Annotated in this window: 16 protein-coding genes; 5 read left to right on the forward strand and 11 right to left on the reverse strand. The window is 63.3% G+C overall.

Features of this window, described 5'->3' with window-relative positions; genetic code table 11:
* Positions 1–204 precede the first annotated feature (204 nt).
* From IVB24_RS04165 to IVB24_RS04200, 8 genes are all read right to left on the reverse strand, one after another.
* A complete protein-coding gene (locus tag IVB24_RS04165) occupies positions 205–1,047 on the reverse strand; it encodes a hypothetical protein (protein ID WP_247772131.1) in 843 nt (280 codons plus the stop codon).
* A gap of 373 nt (positions 1,048–1,420) precedes the next feature.
* Complete coding sequence (locus IVB24_RS04170; protein ID WP_247772132.1) at positions 1,421–2,929, reverse strand: tripartite tricarboxylate transporter permease; 1,509 nt, start codon at positions 2,927–2,929, stop codon at positions 1,421–1,423.
* Positions 2,930–2,933: 4 nt separating this feature from the next.
* Positions 2,934–3,419, reverse strand: coding sequence for a tripartite tricarboxylate transporter TctB family protein (locus IVB24_RS04175; protein WP_247772133.1), 486 nt, complete (start codon positions 3,417–3,419; stop codon positions 2,934–2,936).
* Between the two features lie 186 nt (positions 3,420–3,605).
* Positions 3,606–4,583 (reverse strand): tripartite tricarboxylate transporter substrate binding protein, encoded by a 978-nt coding sequence (locus IVB24_RS04180; protein WP_166467751.1) that lies wholly within the window; start codon positions 4,581–4,583, stop codon positions 3,606–3,608.
* 207 nt (positions 4,584–4,790) lie between these two features.
* A complete protein-coding gene (locus tag IVB24_RS04185) occupies positions 4,791–7,658 on the reverse strand; it encodes a PAS-domain containing protein (protein WP_247772134.1) in 2,868 nt (955 codons plus the stop codon).
* A 244-nt stretch (positions 7,659–7,902) separates the two neighbouring features.
* The gene (locus tag IVB24_RS04190; protein ID WP_247772135.1) at positions 7,903–8,778 is read right to left on the reverse strand and encodes an acyl-CoA acyltransferase; all 876 of its coding nucleotides are present in this window, start codon (positions 8,776–8,778) and stop codon (positions 7,903–7,905) included.
* 116 nt (positions 8,779–8,894) lie between these two features.
* Positions 8,895–9,875, reverse strand: coding sequence for an amino acid--[acyl-carrier-protein] ligase (locus IVB24_RS04195; protein ID WP_247772136.1), 981 nt, complete (start codon positions 9,873–9,875; stop codon positions 8,895–8,897).
* A 39-nt stretch (positions 9,876–9,914) separates the two neighbouring features.
* The gene (locus tag IVB24_RS04200) at positions 9,915–11,132 is read right to left on the reverse strand and encodes an acyl-CoA dehydrogenase family protein (RefSeq protein ID WP_094976240.1); all 1,218 of its coding nucleotides are present in this window, start codon (positions 11,130–11,132) and stop codon (positions 9,915–9,917) included.
* Between the two features lie 357 nt (positions 11,133–11,489).
* On the opposite strand from IVB24_RS04200, the gene IVB24_RS04205 reads away from it, so the two are divergent.
* The 3 genes from IVB24_RS04205 (at position 11,490) to mtnA (ending at position 13,885) form a co-directional block, all read left to right on the forward strand.
* Positions 11,490–11,762: a phosphopantetheine-binding protein gene (locus IVB24_RS04205; RefSeq protein WP_247772137.1), complete on the forward strand. Its 273-nt coding sequence runs from the start codon at positions 11,490–11,492 to the stop codon at positions 11,760–11,762.
* Positions 11,763–11,886: 124 nt separating this feature from the next.
* Positions 11,887–12,765, forward strand: coding sequence for an S-methyl-5'-thioadenosine phosphorylase (locus IVB24_RS04210; protein WP_106947537.1), 879 nt, complete (start codon positions 11,887–11,889; stop codon positions 12,763–12,765).
* Between the two features lie 13 nt (positions 12,766–12,778).
* Positions 12,779–13,885: an S-methyl-5-thioribose-1-phosphate isomerase gene (gene mtnA, locus IVB24_RS04215; RefSeq protein WP_247772138.1), complete on the forward strand. Its 1,107-nt coding sequence runs from the start codon at positions 12,779–12,781 to the stop codon at positions 13,883–13,885.
* Positions 13,886–14,009: 124 nt separating this feature from the next.
* Here mtnA and IVB24_RS04220 read toward each other — a convergent pair whose 3' ends face one another.
* Entirely contained in the window at positions 14,010–14,645 is a 636-nt protein-coding gene (locus IVB24_RS04220; RefSeq protein WP_247772139.1) for an HAD-IA family hydrolase, read from the reverse strand.
* A gap of 106 nt (positions 14,646–14,751) precedes the next feature.
* Between IVB24_RS04220 and IVB24_RS04225 the strand changes: the two genes are divergently transcribed.
* Together IVB24_RS04225 and IVB24_RS04230 are read left to right on the forward strand one after the other, a co-directional pair.
* On the forward strand, positions 14,752–15,510 hold the full coding sequence (locus IVB24_RS04225; protein WP_247772140.1) for a trypsin-like serine protease: 759 nt from the start codon (positions 14,752–14,754) through the stop codon (positions 15,508–15,510).
* A 124-nt stretch (positions 15,511–15,634) separates the two neighbouring features.
* Positions 15,635–17,137, forward strand: coding sequence for an NAD(P)/FAD-dependent oxidoreductase (locus IVB24_RS04230; protein WP_247772141.1), 1,503 nt, complete (start codon positions 15,635–15,637; stop codon positions 17,135–17,137).
* Between the two features lie 93 nt (positions 17,138–17,230).
* Here the strand turns inward: IVB24_RS04230 and IVB24_RS04235 are convergent, their stop codons facing one another.
* Together IVB24_RS04235 and IVB24_RS04240 are read right to left on the reverse strand one after the other, a co-directional pair.
* The gene (locus IVB24_RS04235; RefSeq protein ID WP_247772142.1) at positions 17,231–18,157 is read right to left on the reverse strand and encodes a response regulator; all 927 of its coding nucleotides are present in this window, start codon (positions 18,155–18,157) and stop codon (positions 17,231–17,233) included.
* Positions 18,141–21,512, reverse strand: a complete 3,372-nt coding sequence (locus tag IVB24_RS04240; RefSeq protein WP_166467761.1) for an ATP-binding protein — start codon at positions 21,510–21,512, stop codon at positions 18,141–18,143. Before IVB24_RS04240 ends, IVB24_RS04235 begins: the two co-directional genes overlap by 17 nt.
* Positions 21,513–21,571: the final 59 nt, after the last annotated feature.

The following is a 21,571-nucleotide window of genomic DNA, read 5'->3' on the forward strand; positions in this document are numbered from 1 at the left end:
TGCGCCAGATTCGCGCGCAAAGAACAATTCAAGAGCATTGAAGCCAGCGGCGCATCAACAAATTATTGATCGAACTCAGCTTTTTAGAAATTGCAAAGCAAGCGATGCAAAGGATGCCGGGGGCAAATCCGCGCTCCTGAAGCGCCTTACAGATTGTGATCTGTCCGGAGGCTCTGGATTAGCAATAGTCTGCTGAGCCAAAGCTCACATGCTCTTTAACGCCTTCAATACGGCTGCCGAGAGGTCCCCGTTCGTGGGAGAGACCGTGATGCCCCGCCCAAGCGTCTGGCCATTGGCTTGGTAGAGGTGAGGGAGCAGAGCCTTAAAGCGCTGCACTCCGAATGCCTCCTTCTTACTCTTGCCCATCGAGTAATTGATAAATTCCCGCCCGGCACCGACGACCAAGTCAGCGAGTTGTAGCCTGGGCTCGAACTCCATGCCGGCGAACGCCACAGCCGGCGCGAATGCCATTTGAGCCAGCGGTCCACATTGGTATTTCACCCCACCCTGTTCAGGGCCTGACCTGCCGTAGCGCCACCCGGTATGATACTCAGAGGTAAAAGGAGCCCGATTATTCGCTTCTGGCCAATCGAGAAGCGAATCAACGCGCCTGCCTCCCGCACTGTCTTTGCAGAAGAGACCAACCCGCATCAGCAGGTTACCAAACGAATAGCCTACCAAGTCTTCCTTAGTCTTGCCGAGAACCTGCTTGTTGTTTGAGTAGGCATGGATGACGCTGACAAATATCACTGCGCCGGCCGTGGTGAGCGCGTCGAGCAAATCGGTACGAATAGCGTCACTCTTTTCGATGAGGATTTGCTTTTGGTTCTCCAGGCCATGGGCAGCAAGCGGACGATCCAAGTCACGCATATTCCATTTGACCGGACAGTGACTGTCTATGCCGTGTTTGGCCTTAAACGCCTTTACCCTCTCCAAGAGACCAACGGTCATGTCGCGACGTATGGCATACCCGCCGATAACGAGAATGTCCGGGGCTTCGGCTCCCCAGATACCGTTAAGTTCAGAGTTGTCGAACACGAGTTCCATCAAGCCGGAACATAGCTCGACGACCTCTGATTGCGAAGGCAAATTGTGCAGCCATGGCGCGGATTGTTTGCCGACTGCGGCGGTGTTTAACGCAAGCAGCTACGCTGTCGCTAACCATTCAGACATCTAAAGAAAGATCCTCAACGATACGCCGTCCGAGGTCCTGTTGAGCATCAGTGAGCGGGCAAGTTAGGGGTGGATAAACTAGTCTAGCCGCGCTGCCCGACAGCCTAGCGAGAGTTGGCGCTGATCCGCAAATTTCTTCTTTGAAATCAATCCTATTCTACTGTGCATGGGGTTGTTTTCGCGAAATTTGAAAAAGCTAGAGAGTATAGCACGGCAAGCGCGCCTTTGCCGACCCTACAATATCTCCTCACGCCCCCTCATCCAGCGCCACCAGCTCGCGCTTCTTGCGCAGTGACGGCAATAGCGGCGCGATCAGCAGCACCAAGGCAAACGCGAGACACACTGCCGAGATCGGCCGCTGCACGAAGGTCCAGAGATCGCCCTGTGACAGGATCAGCGATTTGCGCAGATTGTTCTCCATCATCGGCCCCAGCACGAAGGCCAGCACCAGCGGTGCCGGCTCGTAGCCGAGCTTGCGCATGAAATAGCCAATGATGCCGAACGCGATCATCACGTAGACGTCGAACACGTTGTTGCTGGAGCAGTAGACGCCCAGGATCGTGAACAGGATGATCAAGGGGAACAGGATATTGTAGGGCAGCTTGAGCAGCTGCACCCACATGCCGATCATCGGCAGGTTCAGGACCAGCAGCATGACGTTGCCGATATACATGCTGGCGACGATGCCCCAGAACAGGCCGGGGTTCTGTGTGATCAGCAGCGGTCCCGGCTGCAGGCCGTGAATGACGAAGGCGCCGAGCAGCAGCGCCATCACCACGTTCGGCGGAATGCCGAGCGTCATCAGCGGAATGAAGGCGCCGCCCGCCGCGGCGTTGTTCGCTGATTCCGGCCCGGCGACGCCTTCGATCGCGCCATGGCCGAAGCGTTCGGGCGTCTTCGACAGCCGCTTCTCCAGCGCGTAGGAGGCAAAGGACGCCACCACCGCGCCGCCGCCCGGCAGGATGCCGAGGAAGAAACCGAGGATGGTGCCGCGGCCGACCGGACCTGCGCTCGCCTTCCAGTCCTCTTTGCTGGGCAGCAGATGGGTGATCCTGGTGTTGATGATGTCGCGCTTGATCGCCTGCTCGGTGTTGAGCAGCACCTCGGCAACGCCGAACAGGCCCATCACCACGGGCACGAGCCCGATGCCGTCGATCAGCTCCATGCGGCCGAAGGTCAGGCGCGGCTGCGCCGTGATGCTGTCGAGCCCGATCAGCCCGAGCACGACACCGATGCAGGCCATCAGCAGTGCCTTTGGCATCGAGCCCTGCGTCAGGAAGGTGAGCACGATGAGGCCGAGCACCATCAGGCTGAAATATTCGGCCGGGCCGAACGCGATGGCGACGCTGGCAAGCTTCGGCGCGACCAGCATCAAGGCGATCAGCGCAAACGTGCCGGCAATGAAGGAGCCGAAGGCGGAGATGCCGAGCGCGGGACCCGCGCGTCCCTGCTTCGCCATCTGGTGGCCGTCGATGCAGGTGACGACGGAAGCGGCCTCGCCGGGAATGTTGACCAGGATTGAGGTGGTCGAGCCCCCATACATCGAGCCGTAATAGATGCCGGCCATCATGATGATGCCGGATTCCGGCGTCCCCGACAGCGTGACCGGCAGCAGCAGCGACATCGCCGAGATCGGCCCGATGCCCGGCAGCACGCCGACCAGCGTGCCGATGAAGACGCCGATGAAGCAGTAGAGCAGGTTGACCGGCAGAAGCGCGACGCCGAACCCATGGGCGACATTGACAAGCGTATCCATAGGGTCAACCGATCCCGAACTGGCCCGAGGGCAGCTGGATCAACAGCAGCCGCTTGAGCACCCACCACATGCCTGATGGCGCCAGCACTGCGATCGGAATCGCCAGCGTCCAGCGCACGGGATCGATCAGCCGCAACAGCAGCAGCATCAACGGGATCGAGGACAGCAGGAATCCGAGCGGCTCCAGAGCAATGGAGAATGCCACGAGACAGCCAATCAGCAGGAGCGGCTTGCTCCAGCGCGCATTTTCCCAGCGCGAGGCCAGCGTCGGCGCGCCCTCGGTGACCGCCGAGACGATGATGGCGCCTGCGAACACGCACATCAGGATGCCCGTGTAGAACAACACGTAGCCGGAGCCGGGATCGTTGATGGTGCCGAGCTTGAGCTTCATGCCGGACCAGATCACGAAGCCGCCGAGCGCGAGCCCGATCAGCCCGCCCCAGAGTTCGGAGTTGCTGAGGCGGAGCTTGACGTTGGTTTGATTGTTCATCGCGATCCCTCTCGTGCCACGGACTCAGCGCAACACCATAAGTGCGTTCACGCACGTCTTCGACGTGCTATGGTGATGCGATGCAGAGCCGGGGCCCATGAGTGTGGACGAAAAGATGGGTCCCGGCTCTGCGGTGCACCACTGAAGAAGCGCTGCACCGCGTCCGGGACACGCAGGCCGCCTAATCTACTTCTTCGCCAGCCCGAGCGTTTCGATCACCTTGCGCTCTGACTCCGTGACCTCGACGACGAACTTCTTGTAGTCCTCCGTGTTCTTGTAGTTCGGCACCATGTCGTATTTGGCGAGCGTTGCCACGACGGCGGGGTCCTCGACCGCCTTCTTGAAAGCATCGTGCAGCTTGGCGACGATCTTTGGATCGAGGCCCTTCGGGCCGGCGATGCCGAACGGGGAGTCATAGACCATGGGATAGCCGAGCTCCTTCAGCGTCGGAGCGTCGGGATAGTTCGGCGAGCGTGCGCCGGTCCATACCATCAGCAGCCGCAGCTTGCCGGCATCGACCAGCGGCCGCCATCCCGTGGAATCCGCCTGAAGCATCGTGTGCTGTCCCAGCACCGCGGCGTTGGTCTCTGCGCCGCCCTTGAAAGGAACTTGCGTCAGCTTGATGCCGGACATCCCGGCGATCTGCTCCATGCCGATATGCAGCGAGGTGCCGGCGCCCGGTGTGGCATAGGTCACCTTGCCCGGGTTCGCCTTCGCGAACTCCACCACGTCCTTCCAGGTCTTGAACTGGGATTCCGCGCTGGTGGTCACACCGAAGGTGTAGCCGGTGAGATGGATGATGTAGGTGAAATCCTTGGCCGGATCCCACGACACCTCCTGCATCAAAGGCAGGCGGAACACGGTGATCGGAATCTGCGAGATAGTATAGCCGTCCGGCTTCGCGGCCGCCGCCATGGTCGCAGGTCCCACCGTGCCGCCGCCGCCGGCCTTGTTGTCGATCACGATCGGCTGCCCCAGCACCTTCGAGGCGCTGTCGGCGATGGCGCGCATCGAGATGTCGGTCGATCCGCCGGCCGGCCACGGCACGATCAGCGTGATCGGTTTGCTGGGGTAATCCTGTGCGGTGGCGGCCGTCGAGAGCAATGCGCCCATGACGGCATGCATCGTGGCAAATGCGATCGTCTTCAGCCCGTATCGCGGCATCGAAACTCCTCCCTCGCGGCGGCCTCTTCGCGGGCCGCCGTTTCTCGTTCTTGCGAGGCGATTGTTCCTGAAATCGAGCGAGAAGAAAAGCGCATTGCGCGGGCCGAGGGCGCCGGGCGGTGCTGCAATCCCTGCAGAGACGGCACATGCGACAATTCGTCGTTTGGTCGTGTGCCGAGAGGCGGAATTTGAGGGATCAGAAAGCCGCTACGCCACGCGCCGGACCGTGCTCAGCGTCTCGATGGTGCGGCCAACTTCCGATGCGGGGCATGGCCTGCCGAAATAATAGCCCTGCACGGCGGTGCAGCCGCATTCGCGGACGAAGTCGAGTTGCTCTTCGGTCTCCACACCCTCTGCCGTCGTCTCGACGCCAAGCACGGAGCCGAGGCTTGCGATGGTGCGGACGATGGCAACGCTCTCCGGGCTTTCGCCGAGCGTGCCGACGAAGGAGCGATCGATCTTGATGCGGTCGAACGGAAACTTGCGCAGGTAGCTCAGCGAGGAATAGCCGACGCCGAAATCGTCGAGGCTGACGCGTACTCCGAGTGCGCGCAGCTGGTGCAGGATCTCGATCGTCGCCTCGCTGTCGTCGAGCAGCGCCGTTTCGGTGACCTCGAGCTCGAGCCGCTGCGGCGGCAGGCCGGCTTCGGCCAGCGCGCTCGTCACCATCGCCACCAGCCCGCGCGAACGGAACTGCGCCGGCGACAGGTTCACCGCGACGGTGAGATCGGGCCAGGACACGGCGGTCGCACAGGCGCTGCGCAGCACCCATTCGCCGATCGGAACGATCAGCCCGTTCTCCTCTGCGATTGGAATGAACTCGGCCGGCGAGACGAAGCCGCGCGAGGGATGTTTCCAGCGTAGCAGCGCCTCGAACCCGGTGAGCTCGGACGAATCGAGCCGCACCTGAGGCTGGAACACCAGGTGGAATTCGCCTGCCTCCAGCGCTCCGCGCAGATCGTGCTCCAGCGCGTGCCGGCGGCGCGCCTCTTCCTCCATTTCGGGCTCGAACAGCTGATAGGTGCCGCGACCCTTGGCCTTGGCCTGGTACAGCGCTAGGTCGGCGCATTTCATCAACTCGTCGGCATCGAGCCCGTGGTCGGGTGCGATTGCGATGCCGACGGAGACGCCGACATGGATCGACTGATTCTCCAGCGGCGGGGGATGACCGATGACCTCGACCACCCTTCTGGCCAGCTGCTCCGCCGATTGCGGCTGCGGTCCGCGCTGGAGTACGGCGAATTCGTCGCCGCCTAGGCGCGCGACGGTGTCGTGCTCGCCGACATTCTCCTTCAGCCGCGCCGCGACCCAGCGCAGCAGCCGGTCGCCGGCGGCGTGGCCGAGGCGGTCGTTGACGGTCTTGAAATTGTCGAGGTCGAAGCACAGCACGGCCATCGCGCCGCCGGCGATCGCGACCTGGTTCAGTCCCTCGCCCATCTTCTCGCGGAACAGCGCGCGGTTGGGCAGGTCCGTCAGCGAATCGTGCTGCGCCATGTGCGCGACGCGCGCCTGGGCCTTGTGGCGCTCGGTGACGTCCTCGTAGGTGACGACCCAGCCGCCATGCTCCATCCGCTTGTGATTGAGCTTGATGATGCGGCCGTCGCTCAAATGCCGGTGCAGCGTATGCTCGCCCTCGCGCAGCCGTTCGACATAGTCGGCATAGAGCCTGGCCCCTGTCATGTTCGGATGGATGCCGAGCTCGCAGCTGTGCTCCATGATCTCGCGCATCGAGACGCCGGGCTTCACGATGTCAGGCGACAGGCCGTACATCTCGATATAGCGGCGATTGCAGACGGTCACGCGCAGGCTCGCATCGAGCATGCACAGGCCCTGGCTCATGTTGTTGAGCGCCGCGTCGAAGCGGAGATACTGCTCGCTCAATTCCTCGACCGCGTGCTCGCGCTCGGTGATGTCCTCGTAGGTGGCGACGAAGCCGCCCTCGGCGAGTGCGCAATAGCGCACCGAGATCACGGCATCGTTGGACATGCGCCGGCGCATCGGCGAGCTGTCGCGGTCCGCGATCCGGGCGCGGGCGGCTTCGAGGATTTCCTGAGGGCTAAATTCCGATGCAAACGCGCCGTTCGCCATCGCACGCTCGATCAACTCACCCAGATGCGTGCCCGGCCTGGTCTCCTCCGGCGACAGCCGGTAGAGCTTGCGGTAGGTGGTGTTGCAGACGCGCAGGCGCATGTCGCTGTCGTAGAAGGCGAGCCCGTGCGCCATGTTCTCCAGCGCGGCGTCGAGAATGAAGTTCTGCTGCCGCAGCGTTTCCTCGTATTGCAGCCGCTCCGTGACGTCCTCGTGCACGGTGACCCAGCCGCCGTCGGGCAGGAAGCGGGAGACCGTCTGCACCATGCGTCCGTCGTAGCGCATCACCAGCAGGGATTTCGCCCTTCTGGTGCGCACGTCCTCCAACCTGGAGACGTGGAATTCGTCGGTCGGCATGCCCGGCAAATTGCCGCGCGAGACCCAATGGTCGAGCACCGTGCGATGCGAGGCCCCCTGCTTCACGATGCCGGGGTCGAGGTCGTAGAGGCTCAGGAAACGTTCGTTGCAGACGACAACGCGGCTGTCGGCGTCGTACATGATGAGGCCGTGCGACATGTTGGCGAGCGCGTGCTGACTGCGTTCGGTCTGCACGCGTAATTCGGCTTCGAGCCGGGCGAGGCGGGTGACATCGTCGCAGATCGTCATCCAGCCGCCGCCGGGCAGCGGCTTCAGCTCGAGCGACATGACGAGGCCGCTCGCCAGCCGCTGCTCGGTCCGGAACGGCTTTCCGCCTGCGATCTGCGCGATCCGCGATGAATACAGCGTGTCGAGCTGATCCTGGGGAAAATTGCCGCGCACCGCACTATGCGCGAGCACCTCGCGGTAGCTCGTGCCCACCCGCACGATGTCGGCCGACATGTCGAACAACGAAAGATAGCGTTGGTTGACCAGCACGATCCGGTTGTCGGCATCGTAGACGCAGACACCCTGTTCCATGTGGTCGAGCGCAAGTTGGCTCAGCGCGACCAGGGCCTCCGGGCCTTGCTCGCGGCGTGCACCAAGCTCGTTGTCGCGGGTCGACATCATGGGGGCGGCGGGTCTCGGCGGGCAATAGACTTAACGCAACCTAGTTCAACTACCGAGTGTAGCGAAGAGCCCGGAAAATTCCCTTAAGCGCTGTAGTTTACGGAGAGTGACCGGCGATGGAGAGAGGCCGCGCAAATGGCCAGCTGACAAAGCGATAGGCTGTAGCTCGGATGAGCGCAGCGATATCCGGAGCCGACGTTTCCGCATGCCGCTGCGTTCATGCTGGCGACGGAGCCGGGGTTGGCTACGGCCCGTACAACACGAGTTCCGTATCGGTGAGATCGCCGAGTTGCGGCCGGTGCGGGCCTTTGAAATATTTGCGCCCGCGCCGCTCGGTATAAATACCGGCCAGGCCGGGAATCGGCCCGTTGGAATCGATCGTCACCGCGATCTTGCCGAGCCGAAGCAGCAGGCGGCCGATACGGCCTGCACAGAGGGCGTATTCAGCGGCGCTGCGGCAATAGATCAGCTTCATCGCAGGGGGCGCGAGGAAGCCGCGGCGGATGCGCACCGGTTGCAGGATGAAGGGGAATGTTCCCTTCGGCGTGCGGCAGACGAGGCTGAGGCAATTATAGCGCGCTTGCCGCGTCAGCAGCTCGGCTTCGGCTTCGGACAGCCCCTCGATCGTCTTGGCGTGAGGCGAGATGACCTCGATCTCGCTCCAGCGCGGGGGCCGCGCCAGGGCAGGCGCCGAGAAGAATATGCCGCGGCAATAGGCGCGAAAGCCCTGCGTTTCGATGATCGGCCAGGTCCACGGCGCCGGGCTGATGTTGAAATAAGTCACGTCCTTGTGTCGCTGCGCGATCTTGGTCAGCAACGGGGCATAGTTGCGGTAGGCGGGATCGACATACCAGCTCGACAGATTGCACTGGATGGTTGTCTCTTTGCCGTTCTTCCGCGCCGTGTAGATCAGCAGCAGCACGCCGACTGGCGTGCCGTCACTGTCGAGCATGTAGCCGAAGCGGGGATAACCCTCCGGGACGGACCGGAAGGCCTGCCGGCGCAGACCCTGGATCCAATAGTTCCGTGAGCGACCGACGAAGCCGCGCGTCAGCAGGTCCGCGACCGCTTCGGCGTCGGACTCGGTGATCTCGCGGCATCGCACCTTGGTGTGAGTCACGCTCGTCTTACCCGTGGAAATGGCAGGCCTCGTTCGATCTATTGTTTCAGCATGGTCTTTTCGGAAAGCCGCTTCGCACTTTCTGTCGACGCGGCCTTCGGGTCCGGATCAAGCTGTTAGCGCCAACCTTCGACATGGGCGTCGGCCGTGACCTGCGGCTGCAGGCCCAGGATGTCTCGCACCTTGGCGGGCCAGGCCGAAAGGTCGGTGCCGTGAGTGTGGAACATGGCGACGGCCAGCCGGTCCATGCCGAAGGCGACGCAGCCGGTGTGGGCCGGTTCGCCACCGGCATCCTGGATTCCCCAGGTCGTGCCGAAATGCTCGCGGTGATAATTGAAGCTCATGCAGGCGGTCGGCTGCTCTTCCGAGCGCAGCGGAATGAGCAGTTCGAACTTGAGCTGCTGCTGCTTCTGGCTCACCGCCTTCATCTGGCCGACGCGACCGAAGAACGGATCGCTGGCATAGTCGACGCGGAAGGTGAGACCGAGGTCGGTCGCGATCGCCTGCGCGCGCACCATCCAGCGCTCACGGAAATCGGCGACGTCGTCGGGGCTGCCGATGCAGACATATTCGCGCATCCGGAACGATTGCAGCCGGTCGAGATGCTTCGACGGCTCGCGGCGGAAGCAATCCGCGGCAACGTCGAAGCGCAGGCCGCCTTTCGGCAAAGGTCCGCGGCTCGCCGCGATCGGATACACCGGATAGCAGGCGGCGGGCGACAGCACGAGGTCGGCAGGAGACAGCGAAGTGGTCCAGTCGCCGCCGGCATCGAAGCGGCTCACCGCGGCGTTGATCTCGCGTTCGGTGCCGTGCAGGCCGCAGACGCAGCCGAGCAGGTTCGGGAAGCTCTTGAGATAGCCGGATTTTTCCAACTGGGCCCGGCTCATCACCGGTGGGAAGCGCATCACCTCGGTGCCGCTCTCGCGATGGCTAGTGATCAGCGCGGCGAGCTTCTCGACGACGCCTTCATAGAGTGCGGTGCGGGCGTAGACGCCGTCGGCGCCCATGCGGTGGAACAGCTTGTCGGCGAGATGATCGAGCGGATCGATCATCTGCGGCGCGGTCGCGGGCGAGTCGGAGAGAATGGCAATGTTCATGGCGCGATGTCCTGCTATCTCGAATTTGTTGTTATTGATTCAGTCGCGAAGGCTTGTCGGCACGCCGCTCATCAGTGTCGATGTCGCGGCATTGGCCAGAATGCGGTCGTTGTTGATCATGATCGGGGACGACAGCACGTCGCGGAGGTGCCGGCCCATGGTGAACTCACCGTCGTTGCGGTAGCCGGAGAGGCCGGCCGTGCGCATCGCATGCATCACGGTCTCGACCGCGAGCTCGGAGGCCTGCACCTTCAGGAGCGTGATCGAAGATTGGAAGTCGAGCGAGCTCAGCGCGCGCTCGTCATGCTCGGCGCGGGCGAAGGCATCGATATTGGCCGACAGCAGCGCGCGAAGCTTCGCCAGCGACATCTTGGCGGCGGTGAAATGCGCCGCGGCCGGCGGCATCTGGCCGCCGGAGCTGCGGGCCGCCTTGCGGATGAAGGCCTGCGCGCGGGTCACGGCTGCGGCGGCGATGCCGGTCCAGGCCGACGACCAGCACAGATGCGCGAACGGCGTCATGGTCTGGGCGTGAATCTTGTCATAGGATTCCGGGAAGACGCGATCGGCGGGGCAATCCACCTTCAGCTCGAAGCCGGTCGAGCAGGTGCCGCGCATGCCAAGCGTTTCCCAGCCCAGCGTCCGCTTCAGCGAATAATCGTCCTTGGCGAGCGCCAGCAGCACCTGGTCGGAGGCGGCGGCCTCGGTGGCGCGGCGGGCGATGGTGACGAGGCCGTCGGCTTCCGCGCCGTAGGAGATCACGGTGGCGTCGCGCACCAGTGAAACGGTATCGCCGGCGTGGTCGACGGCCGCGGCGCTGGCGCGGATGTTGCCGCCGTTCTGGCCTTCGGTGGTGGAGGAGGCGAGCAGCCACTGGTCGCGGGCGACCCGGCGCATCATGGTTTCCATCCAGGGGATGCCGTGACCGTGCCTGATGACGCAGGCAACCTTGGTCTGGTGCATGGCGTAGATCATCGCCGTCGAGGCGCAGGCGCGTCCGAGCGTGTAGCAGATGTCGGTGACGTCGTAGATGGAGGCACCGAAGCCGCCGAACTCGACCGGGATCATGACGCCGAGCAGCTTCTGCTCGCGCGCGACCTCGAAAGCCTTGTGCGGGAAGCGGGCGTCGCGATCGACCCCGTCTGCGTCGGCTGCGGCCGCTGCGGCGGTCCGGGCGGCGCGCTCGATCAGGGAGGGACCCTGCTCGAGGAAGCTCGTTTCTGCTTCGTCGACAGTGAGGACTGCTTCACGCACGTTCATACTCGTCCGCCTCCGGTTTGCCGTTCGAGATCGCCGGCATCATTCGTGATGCCGCCGGCGATCTTCCGGTCATCTTTGCTTGTGAGATGAGGCTACGGATTTAATTCAAATTCGTCGATGAAATAGAGGGTAAACAAAGCCCAATTCCGGATGAACAGTTAAGGTCCGGTTGTTTGCATCCGCCGTTTTTCCGGCATTGCGTTAGGAATCTGGAAGAGGGTCGAATTCCGGACAATCTGAGTCATCGTTTACTAAGAAACGTGAAGTATTGGTGTCGCCCATTGCGGGACCGGCAGGCCGTGCCCATCGTAGGCGGCAAGCCGGTGCGACCTTTGACAGACAGACGGGAATTTGCCGATGCAAGCCTTTGATACCGAACTGCGCAATCGCATCATCAAGCTGGTGAAGGGTATCCTCGAACAGAATTCGCTCGCCGCTGACGTCACGCCGTCCGCCAAGCTCGTCGATGCCGGCCTGACCTCGATGGACATGGTCAATCTGATGCTCGGCGTCGAAGCCGAGTTCGACTTCACCATCCCGCAAGCCGAGATCACGCCGGAGAATTTCCAGTCCGTCGAGACGCTAGAGCGGATGGTGGCGACGCAGTTGCAACTGGCGAACGCTGCATAACTCTCCGCTGTCGTCCCTGCGCGCCCCTCACACCACCGGCATCGCCCCACCACCCCCGTTCCAAAACCGCCGCAAAACTGGCATAGCTTGACCATGTCGCAAGTGGCGAACGGGTGGAGCAGGTATGACGCAGGCGGTATTGGGCATCATCGGCGGCTCGGGCATCTATGACCTGCCAGGCCTCGAGGGTGCGCGCGAAGAGGTGATCGAGAGCCCCTGGGGCGAACCGTCGGCTCCCTTAAGGCGCGGCACCATCGCCGGTTTGCCGATCGTGTTCCTGCCGCGGCACGACAAGGGCCACCGTCTCTCGCCCTCCGACATCAACTATCGCGCCAATATCGACGTGCTGAAGCGCGCCGGCGTCACCGACCTGATCTCGCTGTCGGCCTGCGGTTCCTTCAGGGAGGAACTGCCGCCGGGCACCTTCGTTCTCGTCGATCAATTCGTCGACCGCACCCACAAGCGCGAGAGCTCGTTCTTCGGCCGGGGCTGCGTCGCGCATGTGTCGATGGCGCATCCGGTCTCCCCACGTTTGCGCATTCATCTCGCCGCGGCCGCCGAAGCCGAAAGCATCGCGATCGCGCGTGGCGGCACTTACGTCTGCATGGAGGGGCCGCAATTCTCCACCTATGCGGAGAGCATGACATACAAGACGCTGGGCTATTCCGTGATCGGCATGACCAACATGCCGGAGGCGAAGCTCGCGCGCGAGGCGGAGCTCTGTTATGCCACGGTGGCCATGGTGACGGATTTCGACTGTTGGCATCCCGATCACGATGCCGTCACCGTGCAGGATATCATCCGCGTGTTGACGTCGAACGCCGACAAGGCCAAGGCCCTGGTGGCGCGGCTGGCGAAGGATTTTCCGCGCGAGCATGAGCTGTGCCCGATCGGCTCCGACCGCGCGCTCGACACCGCGTTGATCACGGCGCCCGAGGCGCGCGATCCCGAGCTTCTGAAGAAGCTCGATGCGGTGGCCGGGCGGATCCTGCGCGTGAACTGAAAGGCAGAATGCCATGAAGGTGAACGGCAAGCATTTCCGCAGCATCTGGCGCGAGCATGACGGCTGGTCAATCGGCGCGATCGACCAGCGCAGGCTGCCGCATGAATTCGTCGTCGCGAAGCTGACTTCGTGCGAAGACGCAGCCGTCGCAATCCGCGACATGCTGGTACGTGGCGCCCCGCTGATCGGTGCGACTGCCGCCTACGGCATGGCGCTCGCCATGCGCGAGGACGCCTCCGACGCCGGCCTGAAACGGGCCTACGAGACGCTCGTGGTGGCGCGGCCGACCGCGATCAATCTGAAATGGGCACTGGACGAGATGCGCACGGCGCTCGCGCCGATCGATCCGCTGGAGCGGGCCGAGGCGGCCTATGCGCGTGCCGACGAGATCGTCGAGCAGGATGTCGAGATCAACCGCGGCATCGCCGGCAACGGCCTGAAGCTGATCGAGGCGATCGCATCGAAAAAGCCGGGCGAGACCGTCAACGTGCTGACCCATTGCAACGCCGGCTGGCTTGCCACTGTCGATTGGGGCACTGCAACGGCGCCGATCTATCTTGCGCATGAGCGCGGCTTCAAGATCCATGTCTGGGTCGACGAGACGCGCCCGCGCAACCAAGGCGCCTCGCTCACCGCCTGGGAGCTCGGCCATCACGGCGTGCCGCACACGGTGATCCCCGACAACACCGGGGGCCATCTGATGCAGCACGGCATGGTCGATCTGGCCATCGTCGGCACCGACCGCGTCGCCGCCAATGGCGACGTCTGCAACAAGATCGGCACCTATCTGAAGGCGCTGGCCGCCCACGACAACGGCGTGCCGTTTTATGTCGCGCTGCCGTCGCCGACGATCGATTTTGCCGTCCATGACGGCATCCGCGACATTCCGATCGAGCAGCGCAGCGGCGTTGAGGTGACCGACATGACCGGCCGCACTGCGGATGGAAGGCTGGAGACGGTGCGCATCGTGCCCGAGGGATCTCCGGTCGCGAATTATGCGTTCGACGTGACGCCCGCGCGGCTCGTGACCGGCCTCATCACCGAGCGCGGCGTGCTGAAGCCGGATCGCGACGAGCTCGCAGCGGCGTTTCCGGAGCGGATCGCTGCCGCAGCAAAGTGAGGTCTCGTAAGGGGGCAAAGGCGCGAAGCGCTGTGCCCAACATCTGCTTATGGTGGCACGCTTCCGCCTTCGCTCTTCGAGCTACGGCGGACAAGTCGCTTTGCCTACCCTACGGGCTTATGAACTACCCCAGCTTCATCCCCGTCGCCGCCTCTAGCTCCGCAATCGCCTGGGCGCCGCTGGCAACCTTGATCGTGGTCATCCCCATCTCTCGCGCCGGCTTCAGATTGACGCCGAGATCGTCGAGATAGACGCAATTGTTCGGATCGACCTTCAGCGTCTCCACCATCATCTTGTAAATGCGCGGGTCGGGCTTGCGCAGGCCGATCTTGGCGGACTCGATGACATGATCGAACAGCACCATGACTTCGGCGATATAAAGGGAGCGCCCGGTCATGCTGCCGATGGCGTTGGCCGGCAGGTTGTTGGTGATGCAGCCGGTCTTGAATTGCGCCTTGATGCGCCTCAGCGCCTCGACCATCTCGGGACGCAGATGGCCCTGCAGCAGCGGCAGCACGTCGCGGCCGCGCACCTCCGCGCCGAATGCCAGCGATTCCGTGGCGAACAATTCGTCGAAGGCCTCGATATCGATCTCGGCCCGCTCGAACTTGGCCCAGGCGTTTTCCAAATGGTTGGCGGCGTTGGTTCGACGTATGATGTTGACGGGCAGCCCGCGCTGGGTCTCGAACCGCGCGAACGCCTCGAACGGCGAACTCGTCAGCACGCCGCCAAAATCAAAGATCACAGCTTCGATCGCCACTATCCTGCCCTCGTCAGTTCCTTTCCAAGAGCGCTAGCATGGGGTATCGGCAAGAGCCAGTCCGAAGCAATCCGTCCTCATCCATGCCGCCGCGAAGCGTGTTCCCATGAAGAAGTCAGCAACTCTCGTCATAGCCGCGCTGCTGTTAGCCGCGCCTGCACACGCCATCGTCGGCGGCGGCACGCCGCAGGCCGACGGTGTTGCACGCGCGGTCGTCACCATCGTGGGCTCGCGTGGCAATTTCTGCACCGGCAGCTTGATTGCACCACGAGTGGTGCTCACCGTCGCCCATTGCGTGCAGCCCGGTGCGGATTACAAGATCGTCGATCGCGGCCCAGACGGCGCGCCACAATTGCTGAACGTTCGGACTGTTGCGATCCATCCGAGCTTCAACATGCAGGCGATGCAGGCACATCGCGCCACCGCCGACGTGGCGCTGCTGCAACTGGAAATTCCACTCAAGGGAAAATCCACGGTGCCGGTCGGCATGCCGCAAATTCCAATTCGGGTCGGCGGCCGCTTCGTCATCGCCGGTATTGGCGTCACCGTGCGCGGTGACGGCAAGAGTGGCGGTTTGACGCGCGTTGCCGCGCTCGTCGCCACGGGCCAGCCCGGCACCCTCCAGATTCGCCTGGTCGATCCCGTAACCAACGGTGTTCGCGAGGGAATTGGCGCCTGCACGGGAGATTCCGGAGGCCCTGTGTTCGAGGACAAGCCGAGTGGTCCCGTGCTCGTCGGCCTCATCAGTTGGTCCACGGGGCCGAACGGCGCCGCCGGTTGCGGCGGATTGACGGGGGTCACGCCGCTCACGCTCTACCGCGACTGGATCGTGCAGACCGCGCGGAGCTGGGGTGCGGCACTGTGATTTGACCGCGACTTGATCTATGTCATTTTGAAGCGGAAGCGCGGCGGGTGATCATGCCGGCCGCGGAGGAAACGCGCCGTCCGTCAAGGGCGGCCATAAAAACAAGCAAGGCATAGAAGCAACAATGAATGTCGCTGTTCGCAGTCACGCCACGGCCAAACAGGCTTCTGAACATTTCGACGTGCTGATCGTCGGCGCCGGCATCTCCGGCATCGGCAGCGCCTATCACATCGACAAGCAGCTTCCGGGTACGAGCTACGTGATCCTGGAAACGCAGGCGACGTTCGGCGGCACCTGGAGCACGCATCGTTATCCCGGCATCCGCTCGGACAGTGATCTCCATACGTTCGGCTATAGCTTCAAGCCCTGGGTGGGGCCGCCGATCGCGACCGCCGAAGAAATCCTCGCTTACATGGAGGAGGTGATCGAAGACAACGATATCGCGCGACACATCCGCTACAAGCACAAGATCAATTCCGCCAGCTGGTCGAGCGAGCAAAATCTCTGGACCATCGAGGCCGTGACGACCGACACCGGCGAGACCAGGACCTTCACCGCGAACTTCCTCTGGATGTGCCAGGGCTATTACCGCCATTCGGAAGGCTACACGCCGGAATGGAAGGGCACCGATCGCTTCAAGGGCCGCATCGTCCACCCGCAGACCTGGCCGGACGATCTCGACCTCACGAACAAGAAGGTCGTCGTGATCGGTTCGGGCGCCACCGCGGCAACGCTGGTGCCGAATATCGCGGACAAGTGCGCGCATGTCACCATGCTGCAGCGTTCGCCGACCTATTTCCGGCTCGGCCGCAACGCCATCGAGATCGCCGAGGAGTTGCGCCGGCTTCAGGTCGATGAAGCCTGGATCCACGAGATCGTTCGGCGCAAGATATTGTTCGAGCAGGATGCGTTCACGAAACTCTGCCTGTCCAAGCCCGAGCAGGTGAAAAAGGAGCTGATCGGCCAGATCAGCGCGGTCCTCGGTCAGGACTACGACGTCGAGACGCATTTCACGCCGACCTACCGGCCCTGGCGGCAGCGCATCGCCTTCGTGCCGGATGCCGATCTGTTCAAGGGCATCGCCAGCGGCAAGGCCTCCGTGGTCACCGACGAGATCGAGTGCTTCGTCGAGAACGGCATTCAGCTCAAATCCGGCAAGCTGCTGGAAGCCGATGTCATCGTCACCGCGACCGGCTTCAATCTCGCAGCGCTGGGCGACATCGCCTTCGAGATCGACGGCAAGCCGCTGGCCTTCGGCGACACCGTCACCTATCGCGGCATGATGTTCACGGGCGTTCCGAACATGGTCTGGGTGTTTGGCTATTTCCGCGCCAGCTGGACGCTTCGTGTCGACTTGGTCGCAGATTTCGTCTGCCGGTTGCTCGGCCATATGAAGGCGAAGGGCAAGAAGAAGGTCGAGGTGCGCTTGCGCGCCGAAGACCATAACATGCCGATCCTGCCCTGGATCGATCCGGAAAACTTCAACCCCGGCTACATGATGCGAAACATGGACCTGCTCCCCAAGCGCGGCGACAAGCCGGAATGGCAGCACAGCCAGGATTACTGGACCGAAAAGGACGAGATCCCGAAGACGGATCTGGATGACAAGGCGTTCGTTTACGGGTGAGGCGTTGTAGGTGAGGGGTCGTGTGGCGGGCGGCGCTCGCCACATACTCCGCCGTTTGCAGGATTGGTGGCGTCCCGACTCACTCTTGCCAGCTCACGAATTCCTCCGCGTCGCGTTCGCCGCAATCGCCGCCGCTGCCGTCCGGTTCTCCACGCCGAGCTTGGCGTAGATCTGCTCGAGATGCTTGTCGACCGTGCGCGGGCTGAGGCCCAGGATTTGCGCGATGTCGCGGTTGGTCTTGCCCTTGCTGAGCCAGGCCAGCACCTCGCCTTCGCGGGTGGTGAGGCCGAGCTCGCTGGTGAATTCAGGGGGAAGCGCGGTGCCGGACTCCCTGGAGAGCCGCAGCAGAAACTCGTTCGGCGCGGTTTCGCCCATGTAATAGAGCCGAAGCTGCGGATTGTCCGGCAAGGAAACCGCTTGGGATTTCGAGCTGCCCTTGGCCTTGGCCTGCTCCAGCCATTGCAGCAGCGATGGCGGCAGGACGAAATCGTCGGCCTGCGCGCCGTGATGATCGGACAGCAGTTTCTGCGCCTGCGGCGTTGCCCACAGCAAATTGCCATGGCGATCGACCGCGAACAGGAAACGGCCGGAGACGTCGAGCGCGGCGCGCGCGCTCTGCGTCAGGCGGGCATTGCCGAGATGGACGCGGATGCGCGCCAGCATTTCCTCGATCACGATCGGCTTCGTCACGTAATCGACGCCGCCGGCCTCGAGCCCACGAACGATGTGCTCGGTATCAGCGAGCCCCGTCATGAAGATCACGGGGACATTGGCAAGGCCCGCATCGCGCTTGAGCCGGCGACAGGTCTCGAAGCCGTCGATGCCGGGCATCATGGCATCGAGCAGAACGATGTCGGGCGTGATCTGGTCGATGATGCGTATCGCCGCCGCGCCGTCGAGTGCCACCATCACCGTCATGCCGGCGCCGTCGAGCGCATCGGTGAGCAGCCGCAGCGTCTCGGGAGAGTCATCGACAACGAGCGCGACGTCGCGCTTCTTCGACTCAATGTTCATGCGCATGCAACGTCTTCAATGTGGCCATGTACTGGTCGAGATCGAAGCGGTCGACGAGCGACCGCATCTGTGCGACGAAATCGGCATGTTCAGGATGCTCGTTGCCGATCTCGTCGAGCTTCAACTGGATGCCCCTGACGTAGCCGATCTGGCCGAGCCCGATCAGGGCCTCGATATGCCGCGCCGGGGGCCTTGATCCGCTTTCGGGGTGCCAGAACGACACCGGAATCTCGTCCGAGCCATATTGCCATTCGATCTTGAGGAGCTGGCGGACCGTCTCCAGCAGCCGCGGGATGTCGATCGGCTTCATCAAATAGCCGTCGTGGAAGGGCTGCGCCAGCGGCGCGCCGTGGGCCTCGATCGCGCTGGCCGACACCATCAGGATGCGGGCCTGGTGATGGCCGTTCGCCCGCAAGGCCTCGGCGACAGCCCAGCCGTCCATGGCGGGCATCGAGATGTCGAGCAGAAACAGATCGGGCCGGCAATGCTGAGCCAGCGCGAGGCAGCCGGGGCCGTCGGGCGCGCTGAGCAGGATGAAGCCGAGCGGCGTCAGCACCTCGCGCAGCAGGTCGCGATGCACGGGATCGTCGTCGGTGATGAGGATGGTCTTGCGCGCGCCGTGATAACCGGAGATCGGCGCCTCCACCGGCGCGATGCGCCGCGGATTGGTGACCTCCGACAGCAGGATCTTGACCTTGAACGTCGAGCCGGTGCCGACGGTGCTCATGACCTTGATGTCGCCGCCCATCACTCCGGCGAGCAATCGGCTGATGGTCAGGCCGAGTCCCGTTCCGGTCTGCGGCTGCGAAACGCCGAGCGCACCGCGCTCGAACGGCGCGAAGATGCGTTCGAGATCGTCGCCCTGGATTCCGGGACCGGTGTCGATCACCTCGAACTCCGCGACGGGGCTGCGATAATGCACGACGAACTGCACGCTGCCGGTCTGGGTGAATTTGATGGCGTTCGAGAGCAAATTGATCAGCACTTGGCGCAGCCGCTTCTCATCGGCGTAGACCACGAGCGGCAAATACGCCGGCCGCCTGAACACGAAGTCGATGCCCTTGGCGGCGGCCTGCAGGCGGAACATGCCGACCAGCTGATCGAGGAACTCGCTGAGGCGCACTTCGTCGCGCGACAGATACAGCCGCCCGGCCTCGATCTTGGAGATGTCCAGAATGCCGTCGATCAGGCCGGAGAGGTGATCGGCACTACGGCGGACGACGCGGACCTGGTCGCGCGGCTTGGTGTTCAGCGTCGTGTCCTGCTCCAGGAGCTGGGCATAGCCGCTGATCGCGTTCAGCGGCGAGCGAAGCTCGTGGCTCAGGCCCACCACGTAGCGGCTCTTGGCGAGGTTGGCGGATTCGGCGACCTCCTTGGCGCGCTGCAGCTCGGCGTCGGTGCGCTTGTGCGCGTCGATCTCCTGAATCAGCAGCGCGGTCTGCCTTCGGGTCTCCTCCTCGGCGGCGCGGCGGCTCTGCTGTGCCAGCACGAACAGCCAAGCCACCACGCCGATGATGATGCTGAGCGAGAAGAACACCTTCCAGAGCACGTCGGAGACGAGCGCGTTCTCGCCATGCACGCTTGCCGAGGTCTGCAGATAGATCAGGCCCAGCACCAGCGCGACGAGACCGGCGGAAACCACGAACACGCCGACATAGTGGCCGAGTTGCGAATTGATGCGCGCGTAGATCGGCTGCGGCATCAGCTTGCCCAGCGTCTCCGATATCTGCGCCTGGATCCGCGCATGCGGCTTGCAGAGATCGTGGCATCGGGCATCCAGCGAACAGCACAAGGAGCAAATCGGTCCGGCGTAAGCGGGGCAGGAGGCCATGTCCTCCGGCTCGAACGAGTGCTCGCAGATGCAGCACTGGATCGCCTCGAGGTCCTGCCAGCTCCGCTTCGGCTTGCGCGCGATGTAGTACTTGCCATCCGTGGCCCAGGCAATCAACGGCGCGACGATGAAAGCAACCGCGAGCGCGATGAAGGCTGACAGCGCCTTCGCGGTAGGCCCGAACAGGCCGTAAAAGGCGCTGATCGAGACGATGGTTGCGATCGTCATCGCGCCCACGCCGACCGGATTGACGTCGTAGAGATGCGCGCGCTTGAATTCGATCTGCTGTGGCCGCAAGCCAAGCGGCTTGTTGATGACGAGATCGGCGACCAGCGCACCGACCCAGGCGATCGCGACGTTGGAATAGAGCGCCAAGGTTTGCTCGAGTGCCTTGTAGACGCCGATCTCCATCAACAGCAGCGCCACGATCACGTTGAAGACCAGCCAGACGACGCGGCCGGGATGGCTGTGGGTCAGGCGCGAGAAGAAGTTCGACCAGGCGATCGAGCCGGCATAGGCGTTGGTGACGTTGATCTTCACCTGGGACAGGATCACGAACGTGCCGGTCAGCGCCAGCGCGAGATCAGGCTGCGACAGCACGTAGCGGAACGCTTCGAGATACATATGCGCCGGCTCGGCAGCCTCTTCGGGCGGCACCCCATGGCTGAGCGCGAAGAAGGCGAGGAACGAGCCCGCCAGGAGTTTCAGGGCGCCAAGCACGATCCATCCGGGGCCAGCGCTCATCATCGCTATCCACCAGGACGCCCTGGACGCGCGGCGGTCGCGCGGAAGGAAGCGCAGGAAGTCGACCTGCTCGCCGATCTGCGCCACCAGCGAAAATACCACGGAGGCCGCAACCCCGAACAGTAGCAGGTCGAAATGCCCGTTGAGATCGCCGTGCTCGCCCGAGAATTTGCGCCACTCCGTAAAGGAGTGCGGGTTGTGCCAGGCGATCGCCGCGAACGGAATGATGTGGAGCACGATCCACAGCGGCTGCGTCCACAATTGGAAGCGGCTGATCAGCGTGATGCCGTAGGCCACCAGCGGGATGATGACGACGGCGCTGATGAGATAGCCGACCGGCCGCGGAATCCCGAAGCACATCTCGAGCGCGGAAGCGAGGATTACGGCTTCGATCGCAAAGAAAATGAATGTGAAGGAGGCGTAGATCAGGGAGGTGACGGTCGAGCCGATGTAGCCGAAGCCGGCGCCGCGCGTGAGCAGGTCGATGTCGATGCCGCATTTAGCGGCATAATAGGCGATCGGCACGCCGCAGCAGAAGATGATGAGGGAGACCACGAGGATGGCGGCAGTCGCGTTGGTGACGCCGTAGTTCAGGGTGATGGTACCGCCGATCGCCTCCATCGCCAGGAACGAAATCGCGCCCAGCGCCGTGTTGGCGACCCGGGCGGCGGACCAGCGCCGCGCGCTCTTGGCGGTGAAGCGCAGCGCATAGTCTTCCAGCGTCTGGTTGGCGACCCATTGGTTATACTGTCGCCTGACGCGGTCTATTCGCTGCCGCCCTGCCACGCTTTACCCCACTTCCGATACGGACCTGGATCCCTCGCAAATTCCGTACCAAAGCCTAC

It is taken from the genome of Bradyrhizobium sp. 192, from assembly GCF_023100965.1.
In the GTDB taxonomy this organism is placed as follows: Bacteria; Pseudomonadota; Alphaproteobacteria; order Rhizobiales; family Xanthobacteraceae; genus Bradyrhizobium; species Bradyrhizobium symbiodeficiens.

Bases quoted from the DNA above. Each gene is read 5' to 3' on its own strand.
- IVB24_RS04235 (WP_247772142.1), bottom strand. From the start codon at position 18,157: ATGCGCATGAACATTGAGTCGAAGAAGCGCGACGTCGCGCTCGTTGTC.
- IVB24_RS04195 (WP_247772136.1), bottom strand. From the start codon at position 9,875: ATGAACATTGCCATTCTCTCCGACTCGCCCGCGACCGCGCCGCAGATG.
- IVB24_RS04205 (WP_247772137.1), top strand. From the start codon at position 11,490: ATGCAAGCCTTTGATACCGAACTGCGCAATCGCATCATCAAGCTGGTG.
- IVB24_RS04225 (WP_247772140.1), top strand. From the start codon at position 14,752: ATGAAGAAGTCAGCAACTCTCGTCATAGCCGCGCTGCTGTTAGCCGCG.
- mtnA (WP_247772138.1), top strand. From the start codon at position 12,779: ATGAAGGTGAACGGCAAGCATTTCCGCAGCATCTGGCGCGAGCATGAC.
- IVB24_RS04180 (WP_166467751.1), bottom strand. From the start codon at position 4,583: ATGCCGCGATACGGGCTGAAGACGATCGCATTTGCCACGATGCATGCC.
- IVB24_RS04200 (WP_094976240.1), bottom strand. From the start codon at position 11,132: ATGAACGTGCGTGAAGCAGTCCTCACTGTCGACGAAGCAGAAACGAGC.
- IVB24_RS04210 (WP_106947537.1), top strand. From the start codon at position 11,887: ATGACGCAGGCGGTATTGGGCATCATCGGCGGCTCGGGCATCTATGAC.
- IVB24_RS04185 (WP_247772134.1), bottom strand. From the start codon at position 7,658: ATGATGTCGACCCGCGACAACGAGCTTGGTGCACGCCGCGAGCAAGGC.
- IVB24_RS04175 (WP_247772133.1), bottom strand. From the start codon at position 3,419: ATGAACAATCAAACCAACGTCAAGCTCCGCCTCAGCAACTCCGAACTC.
- IVB24_RS04165 (WP_247772131.1), bottom strand. From the start codon at position 1,047: ATGGAACTCGTGTTCGACAACTCTGAACTTAACGGTATCTGGGGAGCC.
- IVB24_RS04170 (WP_247772132.1), bottom strand. From the start codon at position 2,929: ATGGATACGCTTGTCAATGTCGCCCATGGGTTCGGCGTCGCGCTTCTG.
- IVB24_RS04230 (WP_247772141.1), top strand. From the start codon at position 15,635: ATGAATGTCGCTGTTCGCAGTCACGCCACGGCCAAACAGGCTTCTGAA.